Annotated in this window: 12 protein-coding genes and 1 pseudogene; 2 read left to right on the forward strand and 11 right to left on the reverse strand. The window is 47.0% G+C overall.

Going from position 1 to position 13,382, the window contains the following annotated elements; translation table 11 throughout:
- Window positions 1–314: 314 nt before the first annotated feature.
- The 5 genes from DP091_RS22745 to DP091_RS22765 form a co-directional block, all read right to left on the reverse strand.
- Window positions 315–1,331, reverse strand: coding sequence for a glycoside hydrolase family 130 protein (locus tag DP091_RS22745; RefSeq protein WP_113060403.1), 1,017 nt, complete (start codon window positions 1,329–1,331; stop codon window positions 315–317).
- A gap of 278 nt (window positions 1,332–1,609) precedes the next feature.
- Entirely contained in the window at window positions 1,610–3,109 is a 1,500-nt protein-coding gene (locus DP091_RS22750) for a malate:quinone oxidoreductase (RefSeq protein WP_113060404.1), read from the reverse strand.
- Window positions 3,110–3,542: 433 nt separating this feature from the next.
- Entirely contained in the window at window positions 3,543–4,502 is a 960-nt protein-coding gene (locus DP091_RS22755) for an ABC transporter substrate-binding protein (RefSeq protein WP_113060405.1), read from the reverse strand.
- A gap of 69 nt (window positions 4,503–4,571) precedes the next feature.
- Window positions 4,572–6,194 (reverse strand): helix-turn-helix domain-containing protein, encoded by a 1,623-nt coding sequence (locus DP091_RS22760; RefSeq protein WP_113060406.1) that lies wholly within the window; start codon window positions 6,192–6,194, stop codon window positions 4,572–4,574.
- Between the two features lie 160 nt (window positions 6,195–6,354).
- Entirely contained in the window at window positions 6,355–6,981 is a 627-nt protein-coding gene (locus DP091_RS22765; RefSeq protein ID WP_113060407.1) for a spore coat protein, read from the reverse strand.
- A 140-nt stretch (window positions 6,982–7,121) separates the two neighbouring features.
- Here DP091_RS22765 and DP091_RS22770 point away from each other — a divergent pair, with 140 nt between their 5' ends.
- Window positions 7,122–8,510, forward strand: coding sequence for an amino acid permease (locus DP091_RS22770; RefSeq protein WP_113060408.1), 1,389 nt, complete (start codon window positions 7,122–7,124; stop codon window positions 8,508–8,510).
- Between the two features lie 43 nt (window positions 8,511–8,553).
- Here the strand turns inward: DP091_RS22770 and asnA are convergent, their stop codons facing one another.
- From asnA to DP091_RS22795, 6 genes and pseudogenes are all read right to left on the reverse strand, one after another.
- On the reverse strand, window positions 8,554–9,516 hold the full coding sequence (gene asnA / locus DP091_RS22775; protein ID WP_220091183.1) for an aspartate--ammonia ligase: 963 nt from the start codon (window positions 9,514–9,516) through the stop codon (window positions 8,554–8,556).
- Window positions 9,517–9,702: 186 nt separating this feature from the next.
- Complete coding sequence (locus DP091_RS22780) at window positions 9,703–10,338, reverse strand: LysE family transporter (RefSeq protein WP_113060460.1); 636 nt, start codon at window positions 10,336–10,338, stop codon at window positions 9,703–9,705.
- Window positions 10,339–10,545: 207 nt separating this feature from the next.
- Window positions 10,546–10,719: pseudogene (locus DP091_RS32480) on the reverse strand (IS110 family RNA-guided transposase); the annotation flags it as partial.
- Between the two features lie 132 nt (window positions 10,720–10,851).
- Entirely contained in the window at window positions 10,852–11,139 is a 288-nt protein-coding gene (locus DP091_RS22790) for a DUF6138 family protein (protein ID WP_306438130.1), read from the reverse strand.
- A gap of 7 nt (window positions 11,140–11,146) precedes the next feature.
- Window positions 11,147–11,269, reverse strand: a complete 123-nt coding sequence (locus tag DP091_RS32015) for a hypothetical protein (protein ID WP_258394658.1) — start codon at window positions 11,267–11,269, stop codon at window positions 11,147–11,149.
- A gap of 158 nt (window positions 11,270–11,427) precedes the next feature.
- Window positions 11,428–11,937: a PadR family transcriptional regulator gene (locus DP091_RS22795; protein WP_113060409.1), complete on the reverse strand. Its 510-nt coding sequence runs from the start codon at window positions 11,935–11,937 to the stop codon at window positions 11,428–11,430.
- Window positions 11,938–12,138: 201 nt separating this feature from the next.
- On the opposite strand from DP091_RS22795, the gene DP091_RS22800 reads away from it, so the two are divergent.
- Window positions 12,139–13,374, forward strand: a complete 1,236-nt coding sequence (locus DP091_RS22800; protein ID WP_113060410.1) for a cytochrome P450 — start codon at window positions 12,139–12,141, stop codon at window positions 13,372–13,374.
- Window positions 13,375–13,382 lie beyond the last annotated feature (8 nt).

Raw genomic sequence — 13,382 nt, forward strand, 5'->3', positions numbered from 1 at the left:
TCTTAGACGTTTTCATTTGACATACCCCTCTCTTTATATATTACATATTATGTTCTTATATTTAACAATATAAGATAATATTAATTATACAATCGGGCTATCGATCCCAATATCCATTAAAAAACGATTTCATCTAATTTTTTTAAGTCATTTTAATTAACTGAAACTTGATAATAGGCATATTTACATTTCTAACGTCAATTTTAGTGACATAAACTTCACAAAATTTCAAATCAATGGTATCGCTTACAAATAAGATTCTAGAGGAAGCGCAACAGAGAAACTCATGCTCTGCCACGCCCTCACTCCTCTCGTTATTGCGGTTCGTTCAAAATATAATCTACCAACTCATCCAGAGGAACCGTAGCGAGCGCAATCGCCGTATCCGTCACGCCATAATAAATATAGAGGAGCCCGTCCTTGACCACATTGCCTGTCGGGAATACGACATTCGGAATCTGATAGCCGAACTTCTCATAATACGTCTCCGGCTCCATAATGAAGCGGCGGGTTCTGGCGATGATTTTTTCCGGATTTTCCAAATCCAACAGCAAGGCCCCTACGCGATACACCGTATCTTGGTCCACGCCGTGGTAGAGCACCAGCCATCCTTTGTCTGTCCGGACCGGAGGCGTTGAGCCGCCGATTTTTTTAAACTCCCAATCAGTGTTCTCGGCCTTTGCCAGCAGCTTGGGCTCGTCCCAATGCATCATGTCTTCGGAGTAGCTGATCCACATGGCTGCTTTTTCGGTGCCGTATTCCTCCCCTACGTATTCTTCCGGTCTGCGAAGCAGCACATACTTGCCGTTGATTTTCTCCGGGAACAGAATGTTGTCGCGATCATTGATATCCAGCGGCGTTGTATCGCACAGGTACTCCCAGTGAATGAGATCCTTGGAAGTCAGTATCCCGGAGCGCGTCAGCCAGTGGCCTTCCTCTTCGCCCCAGCCGTCCGGATACTCGGGAATCGAGCGTTCGGGGATGCCGGCTCCCGTCGGGTAATAGTTCATGGCACACGGCCGTAAGGCGTAGTTCAAATAAAAGGTATCGTCGATCTTGACGATCCGCGGATCCTGGATGCTGCCGTAGGGGAATCCCAGCTGGTCCGGCGTTACGACGGGTTCGTCCAGCACATGAGTGAAATGTACGCCGTCCGCACTCTCCAGGAGACCCAGGTAGTTTTTGCAGGGCGTCAGGGAGCCTGCCGTCCGTTCTATCATATAAAATTTTCCGTTATCGATAATGACGGCCGGATTGAATACCGTCACCTTTCTCCAATCGTAAAGTCCAGGCACTACGATCGGATTCTCCGGATGCCGGGTAATTTTCATGGGTAAGCCTCCTATGATCGTTATGTAAGTGGTATCATTTCTTGATTTCATTATAAGAGGCTTGGTCCGTACATAATATCCTGCAAACTTTCAATATTATCCGAAATATTGTTATCTGTGATGTTTGTCTGTTAAAAAACGTAAAAAAGCGGTTCAATGAATGAACCGCTTCGACTTTTGGCCATATGGCCGATACGTATAGGGGATGATGCTTATTTATGCGTTGCCCAGTAACTGTGCGATCTATCTTTTAAATGCCGCTTTCTACCTGTCTAGTATTAACTATGCACCAGTACTTTTAAGCTTAGGCCTAGCGCTTGCGCAGTTGATTCTTGAATTTCCTCGAATAAGGCCGGGTTTTTCGCAAGAGACATGCCGTATGAAGGAATCATTTCCTTAATTTTCGGCTCCCATTCTTCCATGTGCTGCGGGAAGCACTTCTCTAACACCTCGAGCATAACGTGAACAGCTGTCGAAGCGCCTGGGGAAGCACCGAGCAAGGCAGCGACCGAGCCATCCGAGGCACTAACCACTTCGGTACCAAATTGAAGCGTTCCTTTACCCTTCGGTGTATCCTTAATCACCTGTACACGTTGGCCCGCCACGACGATTTCCCAATCCTCGCTTTTGGCGTTCGGAATAAACTCGCGTAATTCTTCCATGCGTTTTTCATTCGATAGCACCACTTGCTGGATCAGGTATCGGGTCAGTGCCATTTCTTTTACGCCAGCCGCCAGCATGGTGAACAGATTGTTCGGTTTGACGGATGTGATCAAATCAAAATTCGACCCCGTTTTTAAGAACTTCGGCGAGAAGCCGGCAAACGGACCGAAGAGCAATGCCTTCTGGTTGTCAATATATCTTGTGTCCAAGTGGGGAACCGACATCGGTGGAGCGCCGACCTTGGCTTTTCCGTATACTTTGGCATGATGCTGCGCTACCACTTCCGGGTTCTTGCAGACCATGAATAGTCCGCTTACCGGGAATCCTCCAATATGTTTGGACTCGGGGATACCGGTTTTTTGCAATAAATGCAGACTTCCGCCCCCGCCGCCGATAAAGATGAACTTGGCCGTATGATATTCGGTTTTCCCGTGCTCGATATCATGGACTTTCACTTTCCACGAACCATCTGGTGTACGTTTAATATCCTTGACGCAATGCTTGTAGTTCATTTCGACGTCTTTGCTCTTCAAGTGGTCAAACAGCATGCGCGTTAAAGCGCCAAAGTTAATGTCCGTCCCGGAGTCGATTTTGGTTGCCGCTAACGGCTCATTCGATGTACGCCCTTCCATAATAAGCGGAATCCATTCCTTCAGCTGATCCGGATCCTCGGAATATTCCATTCCTTGAAAGAGCGGGTTGTTTGACAGCGCTTCAAAACGTTTTTTCAAAAAAGCCACGTCTTTTTCGCCTTGCACTAAACTCATATGCGGAATAGGCATGATAAAGTCCTGCGGATTTCGAATCAGATTGCTGCTTACCAGGTAAGACCAGAACTGTCTTGAAACCTGAAACTGCTCGTTAATATTGATCGCTTTGCTGATGTCTATAGATCCGTCAGGTTTTTCGGACGTATAGTTAAGCTCGCACAATGCGGAATGGCCGGTCCCCGCATTATTCCATTCATTGGAGCTTTCTTCTCCCGCGCTTGCGAGTTTCTCAAACACTTTGATCTCCCACTCAGGTACTAACTCTTTCAGTAAGGCTCCCAATGTTGCGCTCATGACGCCGGCACCGATTAAGATTACGTCTGTTTTTTTCTCCATGTTGCTCATTATAAACCTTCCTTATCCCATATATTTGAAAAAAGAATAGACATCCCTGCTAAAAACGTCATTAAAAAGCAAGGCGTCCTCTGAAAACACACCTTTTCTGTGTCAATTATCACCATATTATAGTCTATTATAAATATTGATAGATTAAAATACCTACTATTATCTAATCATTATAAACGATTTAAAGTTGTTAACAAAGTGAGAAGATCCTCCACAATTCCCAAACTCCAAGAAACCAAGTATAAACTTAGGATTATGCTATTGAATTAAGTCCTTATTCACCACTAAAAAAAGCCGCGAAAATCGCGACTTCTTAAGCCTATCTGCATCCCTTGATCTCCGAAACTTTATCGACTGCATCTGGCCGGTGTTTCGACAACCTTTCGCAAAAGAATAAGTATGAATATCAAATTGACAATTTGTCGCTATGCAGCTACTTCCCGCTGCCAAGCAGCAGCTTCGTCTGAATCTCCAATTGTTTCTCCAGCGAGATGAGATCGCCTGCCGAGAACTGATTGATATCCAATATATAAATGCGCTTGTTTTTGTAGGCCGGAAGGGACTTCCAGATGGCACTCTCCAAAATCTCCTTGGCACGATCCCCGCCTCCGTCCGCATCGTAGACCGTCACGAACATATAATCCGCGGCCATCTTCGGCAACGATTCCAGGGAAATGTCCAGACCGGCCCCTCCGTTTACGATCTGCTCTTTGACGGCTTCTGGCGGCTGATAGCCGAGACCCGAATACAGATTGCGGGTACCGCGCCCAAAGCTCTCACCTACAACCCAGAAATTTTTCGCCCAAATCTCATAGACGCCAACCGTTTCTCCTTCCTTCACGACTCCGTCCAGCTTCGCCTTGGCCTCTGCAAGCTTCTCCTCATAATGCCGAATCGCTTCCTCTGCTTCCTCCGATTTCCCGAGGAATTCTCCGAATTCACGCAGCTCGGCATACAGATCTTTTGCTCCCCAAGGAATAACAATCGTCGGCGCGATTTTGGCGAATTGCTCATAGTTCTTATCGGAAGGTCTAATAATGAGATCGGGATCAAGGGATATGATTTTCTCAAGCGCCGCCTGATCGTCACCGATATCCTCGATGCCATCGGTCAGATCCTGCAAAAAATATTGATTCAGGCTGGCCGTACCGGCGCCGACTGGCTTAACGCCCAAGGTTAGCAGATGGCCGAGATACTGCGTCGCGACAATTCGCTTCGGATCCTTCGGAATCTCGATCTCGCCCATGACCGTTTCATATTTACGTGTTGTCCCTGTTTGCGGGTCGCCGTCGGTTTTAACAACTTCCCTTTTCTGCTGTGTGTCTCCGCAAGCACCCAGCACAATGATCATACTTCCGATCAGAGACAACATCAATCCTTTAAGCAACCACATCTTTGAACCCTCCATCGCATTGATAATGATTATCATTATTATTATGATAACGGCAAGGGTTGAACGAGTCTATTGCGTTCCGTAAGCGGTTCTATGGACATTTGTTAGAAGGTCGGTAAGTATGGACAATTGCTGCTCCAAAGCGAGCGGGTCATTATATTTAAAAAGCTCCAGATCGAGAAAGAATACATTCCCGTTTCGGACGGCAGGCAAAGTTCTCCATTCCTTGCTGCTCATGACACGTTCTGCATATCCTGCACCTCCACCACCTTCCCAGATGGTTACAAACATATAGTCTGCGGCATATGCTGCCAGCATGTCCGGCGTTAGCTCCAAGCCGACTCCCTCACCTAATACGTGTTCTGCAAGCGGTCCTGGTGGCCGAAACGAGAACGTCTGATATAAATTCCGCAGGCCTCTGCCATACGCCACATTAACCGCCCATAGCCGATCCGCCCAAAACTCAAACACGGCAGCCGTAGCATGTGAACCGATCAGTTTAGCTACTTGAGCAGCAGCTTGCTCCTCCTTCGCTCGAAATCCATCAATCCAGTCCATCGCTTCGCGTTCACGATTGAGTGCTCTGCCTAACCGATGCAGTTCATCGAGCGGGTCTTCCTGTCCCCAAGGAAGTGAAATGGTTGGAGCAAGCTGGGATAAGGGCTCGCTGTTCGGTCCGGACGTGACGATCAGATCGGGCTGCAACGATGATATCGTCTGAAGCGATCGAGCATCTCCTACGTCCGCTGCATTCCCCAGCTTCCCGACATAGGGACGGGCACGCAGCAGATTGGTCGAGGTTCCTGCGGGCGTAAGTCCAAGCGCCAGCAAATGGCCCACGTATTGCAAGGCCACAATACGCTTCGGACGCTGAATATAATCGCGAGGAGAGTAACCGAAATACTGCTTGAATTTCCGGCTTAAATATAAACCGTCCTGGTAGCCGATTTCCCGCGCGATTCGATCGAGATTACGATCGTCGCCGCTAAGCAATTCCTCCCTAGCTTTCTCTAGGCGAAGCCGCGTCAGATACTCCGTGAAGCCGGATCCCGTTGCTCTTTTGAACGATACGGAGAAGTGTTCCGGCGTTAGTCCTACCCTTTTGGCCATGCCGTTACGCGTTATCGCCTCTGCAAAATGCTTTTCCAGATAATCCACCGCAAGTCTCATCCGCTCCAGCCAATCCTCTTCCCGCTCCTCATCGTCGGTTGACTGCAGCAGCGTACCCAACAGTTGTTTAAATACCGCATCTATTCGAAGGTTTGTTGCAAGTCTCTCGCTGCTGACTCCGGGTAATTGCTTGAATTGGTATAGTTCTTGAACCAGAACAAGTGCCTCGTGCGTAGCGGTGACGGGAAGCTTGCCGGTGTCCATCAGTGCAGAGATTCGCTTGCCGTATGCGATTCGGCTTATTGTCCGCTCCTTGATCTCCCATACATCGTATTGCAATTCATAAAGCTCGAGGGGAACCGACGAGTTTGGCGTCCGGCGTATGTCGGCAATCGTCCCCGGCGGACAATAACAAATCGCCTTCGCTTTCAATCGATGCCTAACTCCATTCAAATACAAATCACCTGAGCCTTTACTTACCAATAACATGGTATGTGTTTCCATGAATCCGCCGGCAGCCTCTTCGGTATGACCAAGCTTGATATAGTGTGCTCCAAACAGCGAATATTGCGTTTCTTCCATGCTGACGGCCACCCCTTCAGACTGTAACATTGTTTTATCCTATTATAATCTAGGTGATAATCATTCTCAATTAATATCCAGTCGCTGATGTTATGTATCGTTGTTCCTTTTAGAAGAATTAAAAAAAGCGCCCTGTCCATACGGACAAAGCGCTTGGTTATTAATGAGGGGGCATATGGCCAGGCATTGGGGCTGTGCCGTAGCTATTCTGCATGAACTGCATATCTTGTTGAGGCAGCTGCGGTACTTGGTAGTATCCATGCTTATTCTGATATAGCGAAATTTCATAAGCCATTTCGATGCAGTTAGGAAGGGAATCGGCAAGCACGCGGCGTACGACCGGATTCGTAGATTCCATGGCTGCATTCGTTTTCATCGTAGCACCCGATTTCACTGCATTCAACATGCTGAGCGCGATGGTTTCATCGTTGATCTCGGCTGTGGACTGCATCGGTTTTTTCGGCTGGCCTGGTTTCATGCCGTAAATAAAGTCGTTGCCTTGCTTCATTTTATAGCTTTGCGTCGGCTTTGAAGGATCTTGACCTGATTTAAAACACTCTAACGTGATGTTATACTCATCAGCCATAAATTGCTTCTGGCGCTGCAGAATATCCCGAAGCTCCGGGTCCTGCACATGTCCGCTCAGCATGGTATACGTGTTCATCGTATTGATAGCCCCTGCCAATACTTCGTGGACATCAAACATCTCATGACCGCCGTGGTTCAATTGTGGAGGAATCATACCGGTCTCCATGTTTTGATGATTTTGTGGTTGTTCGAATTGCATTCTCGTACCTCCTAAAGTTTTGTATGCCCTTCTCTATTGTGGATTCTTTTGTGCAGATTATACGGGCGATTTGGTGAACGTAGCCAAGATGCATATTCCGCTCGATATATGAACAGCTTAACCATAGAGGAGGTATGGCTATGGATTCACCTGGGTGTGCAGGACCGAACGATTCCGCATCATCGGATCAAAAGAGCGGCAAAGGCAGCTTAAAGTGGTGGCAGCTCTCTCTGCTTGGCATCGGTTGTACGATTGGTACGGGGTATTTTCTAGGTTCCGGCATTGGCATTAAGCTGACGGGGCCTTCCATGGTTTTATCATTTCTAGTCGCTGCTATAGGAACCTATATCGTCTTTCATTTTTTGGCCAAAATGACGACGGCGGATCCTCAAGAGGGATCCTTTTGTTATTATGCGGGAAAAGCGTTTGGGCGGTGGGCACGTTTCGGAAGCGCATGGAATTACTGGAGCACGAAAATTCTAATCATGGGAAGTCAGCTGACGGCTCTGTCCATCTTGACCAAGTTTTGGTTCCCTGATATTCCGCTATGGATATTCGCAGCCATCTATGCCGTACTATCGATTGCCGTCGTTCTGCTGGGTACGAAAGGCTTCGATAAGGTGGAAAATGTATTGGCCGTCATAAAAACAGCGGCGATTCTCATGTTTATTCTTCTCTCAACTGCGGCGCTTATGGGCTGGATTCGCGGGGGCAGCGATGCGAGACCGGGATTTCCCGATTCGGTTGGACAAGTGTTCCCTGGCGGATTCCCCGCATTCTGGTCCTCGCTCTTATATGCTTTCTATGCCTATGGGGGTGTCGAAACCATTGGTTTGATGTCCATGCAGCTCAAAAACAAAAAGGATGCTCCTAAGTCGGGAAAAGTCATGCTCATCGGACTGACCGTGATTTACATGATATCCATCGGGCTTGCTGTTTTCATGGTTTCCTACAAACTCTTGAGTGAAAAGGAAAGCCCGTTCGTTACAGCGCTATCCAGCTACCCGCTAACTTTCTTTCCCCATGTGTTCAATGGAGCGATCATTATGGCCGGATTCTCGACGATGAGTGCTTCGTTGTTTGCCGTAGTGAATTTGCTTGTGACGATGGCTAAGGACGGCGATGCACCGAGTATTTTTACGAAGAAGCTGGAAAAGTTCAGAAAGCTGCCGCTCCCTTCCTTGTTGCTTGCCGCGGTCGGTTTATCCGCTTCAATCGTCACGGCACTCCTATTGCCCGGGAAAATATACGAATACATTACAACGGCTGCCGGTATATTGCAGATGTATAATTGGTCGTTCATTATCATTTCGGCTTACAAAATTCTGAAGGTCAGAATGTGGGATGTGATTCTGGGTGGATTCGGCATCATCCTCCTGCTCGGTGCCGTAACCGGAACCATCATGGAGGAGAGCATTCGGCCCGGTTTTTTTGTCAGTTTGATCCTGGCAGCGCTTGTGGCGATCGTGACGCTAATCATGGTTAAGATATGGAATAAGATGCAGACCAACACCATCCCTAATGAATAAAGAAAGGATACCTTCATTGTAAGATATCCTTTCTTTTTGCTTCTTATAGGAGCGGGATGTTCCCCTCTTCACATTCTTTCAGGGTTTTCTCATTCCATACGGACACCTGTACTTCGCCGATATGGGCTTTTCTTAGAAGGAACATGCACAGTCTCGATTGTCCGATGCCTCCCCCGATGGTTGGCGGCAGCTCTCCTTTTACGACGGCTTGGTGAAAATCAAGGCTCAAACGTTCCATTCTGCTGCTTGCCAGAAGCTGTTGACACAGCGATTGAGCATCAACCCGGATCCCCATGGATGATATCTCCACCGCACCATTCAATACCGGATACCACAAAACAATATCCCCGTTTAACGTCCAATCATCATAATCCGGCGAGCGGCCGTCATGCACTTGACCGGACTTCATCGTTCCGCCAATCTGCATAATGAATACGGCACCATATATCCTGACAATTTCATTTTCCCTTTCCTTTGGCGTTAAATGAGGATAACGATCTTCCAACTCCTGTGTCGTGATGAAAAAAATTCGCTCCGGGAGGATCGGCTCCAAGAAGGGATAGAGTTCATAAAGGTGCTCTTCCGCGGACTTGATCACATCATATATCCTTACAACTTCATGTTCTAAGGTGGCGAGCGTACGCATGTCTTCGCTTATCACTTTTTCCCAATCCCACTGATCGACGTATATGGAATGCAGGTTATCCATGCTTTCATCCCGCCTGACGGCTTTCATATCGGTGTATAAACCTTCCCCACTCTTAAAGCCGTATTGGGCAAGGGCCGACCGCTTCCACTTTGCAAGGGACTGCACAATTTCGACCCGCCCTTCCTTCATATCCATCACATCAAAAGATACGGTCCGTTCCGTGCCGTTCAAATTGTCGTTAATACCTGTGCCTTCCTTTACCATAACGGGTGAGGAGACCTCGGTTAAGCGGAGAGCCTTCTCAAGTCCAGTCTTGAAATACGATTTGGTTTTTTGTATGGCGATAGCCGTTTCCATCCTGTTTAGCTTGGATTGGTAACGCTCAGGAATCACGATAGATCTCAGCAAGTCGTTTTTCGCCCCTTCGCAACGTATTGTAATGTAAACTTCTGCCTAATTGACTGAGAACATTTTATGTTTACATTCCAATACTGTCGCTTTGTCCAATGTAGATTGAACATAATTGGGCAGATGACCACTTGGTTATCCTGTTAAAGCAAGAACGCCCTGAATACCAAAGTACACACCGAAACCGACCAGTGATATTCCTGAGATGATCGAAATCGCAGTCAGCATTTTCTCATTCAGAAAGCGACGAAGTCCTGTCGTTAAACCGGCAACGCATAGATCCCAGAGGGTTAAGCCCAAAAAGATCATGCTGCTATACAGCAGCAAATGGCTCGTCCCGTAGGATGAGGCGGTCTTGGCCAGAATGGAGCCGTAGATCCCCAGCCAAAACAATATCGACAAAGGACTTGTGATGGACATGAAAAATCCAAGTAAAAAACAACTGAACAATGAATCCTTTTTTCTCGCCGCCGAACTGATTTTCAATTTATTCACTTTCGTAATGCTTTCAACCCCGCTGTAAATTAATATGAATCCGCCAAAGAGCCACAAAAAGATCTGAACGATCGGAATATTAAGAAATTGAACGAGACCTAGATAAATGAGCAACATAAAAGCTGCATCTGCCAGCATTGAACCGGCTCCGACTATCCAAGCATGCCAAAAGCCGTTCTTAATGCCTTTATCAAGCCTGGCCGAGTTTACGGGCCCGATGGGAGCAGCCAAAGTTAATCCCAGAATAATGTAGCTAATCAACAAATTCACGTTCAATCGCATTCACTCCCGCCTACAAATACCAAGCTTGTACATTTTATGTGAAAAAAGCGGTTGGATATGACTTCTAATCCTAAAATCAATAAAAAAACCAGCTAATGTTTGTCAAGCATTTCAGGTAGGATGAGTTCTCTTTTCGTAATATACTTCTTCCGACCAACCCGAATAACCTCCACATCTATGGAGGTTTTGGTTAAATATGGTTCAAGCTTGGTAGGGCTGCCCCTTCTGCAAGATGGCAAAAATGTGATGCAACAGCTTGTTGGCGCAAGCGATCACGACCACCTTGTAGGGCTTGCCCTCTTTTCTTTTTTTCTCATAATACGAACGAATTCTTGCATTCGCGTTTTTCCGCATACCACATTGCACAGCACGGAAGGCCGCGGACTTGGTCGAGCAGCAGTTTAACGTTTACGTCGGTTTCCATGTCCGATTGGATCTTTAGTTTCATCTTTAATCGGCAGCCACTGCTTGACTGAGGACTTCAGTTTTTTGGCAGCTTTTCGGGAATCACAAGCTGAGTAGGTGTGTCAGAAACCGGAGCGCGCAAGCGTAACTCTCCCCCGTTTCCTGCTTAATGGCTATGGAGACCTCGGCAAACACATCGTTGGCCGTACATTCCACCATTTCGTCACGGAAACAGACGTCTTCCTTGGCGAAGGTCCCGCTTCCTTCCATAGTCAATCGTTCGGCACGCTCGCTTCCCAGTTCCTTAGCACAATTCAACATTGCTAAACCAGTGCTTCTGCTGTAAGAGGGCTCGTATTTCAGAATCAGGATAGCGGCAAAGATCAGCAGTTCCCGTTCAGAACCCGCTCATAAACGCCAATGGTCCAGTCGGGATCCGCATTTTATCGCTGATAAAAGCCATCCATTGGTCGATCTCCTGGTTCATATCGTTCAAAAGTGTTTCCAATGTCTGATCCATGTTCCACTATACTCCTTTATATCATTTCGTAATGTTCTTCATTTGCTCTAACTTGCCAATATCTAAAAATCTTAATCCCTTGATCATTCCTATCGCTAAAACATCGTCGTGCTTGATGCTACGTTGATCAATGATCTGGTCGAGCCATTCTTAAACCATCAGGTTAAACTGTCGACCAGCCTATCGATCCACGCCAGTTCGCCTTGAACCTGGGAGACCGAATACCGCAGAACCTCGTCACGGAACAACTCGTCCCCGCCTTCATTCCGTCTTCTCTCGATATCGGCCAGCAGCTCCTCCAAGTCCTTCTTTCTCCTATGTAATATCCGCATTCGGTCCTCCTTCGAAATACGATCGAACAGGGACACCCTGACCATGAATTCGATTTGATGTTTTGCATCTTTCTCGGTGAATTGGTTAATGAGATTTGCTATTTTTCCCCTCCCGGCTTCTGTAATTTCATACACATACTGATTCGGTCTGCCTTCCTGCTCATTTCGATGTTTACGAACAAATCCCTCATCCGTAAATTTTCGTAATGTCGGGTATAACATGTTGTGATTGACGTCCATCAAATAACCGAGATCCTTTTGGATTTCTTTTTTTATTTCATACCCGTGTTTCGGGGATTTATCGATTTGGATCAGAATGAGAAGTTCAAGATACATGTTCGTTCAGGCCTTTCGTCGACGGATTTGACAAAACCGCTGCAGATTGAACAGCACTCCTCTAGCGTATATGTTCAACCAAAATCCGACAAGGAAGAATATAAACAGAACTTTGGACATGGGTCATTGGAAACTATGACCAATAATAACATTATGTTAAATTAACATATGTTAGATTACACTAGCATTGGAGGGAATGTAATGAATCATGAGATCATCTCGTTAGAGGAAATCACGCAATTCCATTCACCGACCGAAGAATTCAATCCTTATGAGTGGTACAAGCACAAATTGCAGCATGAGCCCATCGTTTATAATCAGGCGACCCAAAGCTGGAACGTCTTCCGTTATAATGACGTCCAGAGGGTTCTTAAGGATCATGAATATTTCACTAGTGTAAGAACGCGGACGATGATCAGCGTTGGCGCCGATAATGACGAAGGCCAGAAAATGAGCAAGATTAACCTGCAATCAGACCCGCCGGAACACCAAAAAAGCCGTGCCTTGATATCGGCCGCTTTCACCCCTCGCAGCTTGAAGCTCTGGGAACCGCGCATTCAAGAGATTGCGGACCAGCTTCTGCAGGAAATGGGAGACGCCCATGTCATTGACATCGTCCAACATTATGCCAGTGCGCTGCCGACGATCGTCATAGCGGATCTGCTCGGAGTTCCTTCCGAAGACCGGTTATTATTCAAGGAATGGGTAAACCAACTGTTCCTTCCCTTGCCCAAAAACCATTCGGAAGATGTACAAGAACTGAAACGTCATGCAGCCAAGGAATATTACAACTACCTCTATCCTCATATCGTCCAAAAAAGAGCCAATCTCGCGGACGATATCATCTCCGACCTCATCCAAGCCGAGGTGGCCGGGGATCGGTTATCGGACGATGAGATCGTCAGAACGACGATGTTTATCCTGGGTGCAGGCATTGAAACGACGACTCATCTGCTAGCCAATTCGTTTTATTCCTTCTTATATGACAACAACCAAATTTACGGGGAAATTCAGGCTAACCGCGAGCTTCTTCCCAATGCCGTCGAGGAAATGCTCCGCTATCGGTTTAACATTGCAAAAATGGATCGAACCGTCAAACAGGACAATCATGTTCTCGGCGTGGATATGAAACGAGGGGATCTCGTCGTCGCCTGGATGAGTGCTGCCAATATGGATGAAGAGGTATTTGAGGATCCCTTCACCTTGAACATCCACCGTGCCAATAACAAAAAGCATTTAACCTTTGGGAATGGCGCTCACTTCTGCCTGGGCGCTCCGCTGGCACGGCTGGAAGCAAATATTGCGATAAGCAGGTTCATGGATTTCTTCCCGCGCATTGAACCGGTTCCTGAATTTAAACTGGAAGATAACCTGAGTCCTTCTGCCGCAGGACAAATGTTGACGCAGCTTCCTATCCGAGTTCATCGGAAAGGCTGACTTGTCTC

The organism is Paenibacillus sp. MDMC362 (assembly GCF_003269305.1).
In the GTDB taxonomy this organism is placed as follows: domain Bacteria; phylum Bacillota; class Bacilli; order Paenibacillales; family Paenibacillaceae; genus Paenibacillus_AQ.

Excerpts from the sequence above, each read along its gene's own strand:
- DP091_RS22760 (WP_113060406.1), bottom strand. The coding sequence starts at position 6,194 with ATGGAAGAAACGCAATATTCGCTGTTTGGAGCACACTATATCAAGCTT.
- DP091_RS22750 (WP_113060404.1), bottom strand. The coding sequence starts at position 3,109 with ATGAGCAACATGGAGAAAAAAACAGACGTAATCTTAATCGGTGCCGGC.
- DP091_RS22770 (WP_113060408.1), top strand. The coding sequence starts at position 7,122 with ATGGATTCACCTGGGTGTGCAGGACCGAACGATTCCGCATCATCGGAT.
- DP091_RS22795 (WP_113060409.1), bottom strand. The coding sequence starts at position 11,937 with ATGTATCTTGAACTTCTCATTCTGATCCAAATCGATAAATCCCCGAAA.
- DP091_RS22745 (WP_113060403.1), bottom strand. The coding sequence starts at position 1,331 with ATGAAAATTACCCGGCATCCGGAGAATCCGATCGTAGTGCCTGGACTT.
- DP091_RS22800 (WP_113060410.1), top strand. The coding sequence starts at position 12,139 with ATGAATCATGAGATCATCTCGTTAGAGGAAATCACGCAATTCCATTCA.
- DP091_RS32015 (WP_258394658.1), bottom strand. The coding sequence starts at position 11,269 with ATGGATCAGACATTGGAAACACTTTTGAACGATATGAACCAGGAGATC.
- DP091_RS22755 (WP_113060405.1), bottom strand. The coding sequence starts at position 4,502 with ATGTGGTTGCTTAAAGGATTGATGTTGTCTCTGATCGGAAGTATGATC.
- DP091_RS22765 (WP_113060407.1), bottom strand. The coding sequence starts at position 6,981 with ATGCAATTCGAACAACCACAAAATCATCAAAACATGGAGACCGGTATG.
- asnA (WP_220091183.1), bottom strand. The coding sequence starts at position 9,516 with ATGGAAACGGCTATCGCCATACAAAAAACCAAATCGTATTTCAAGACT.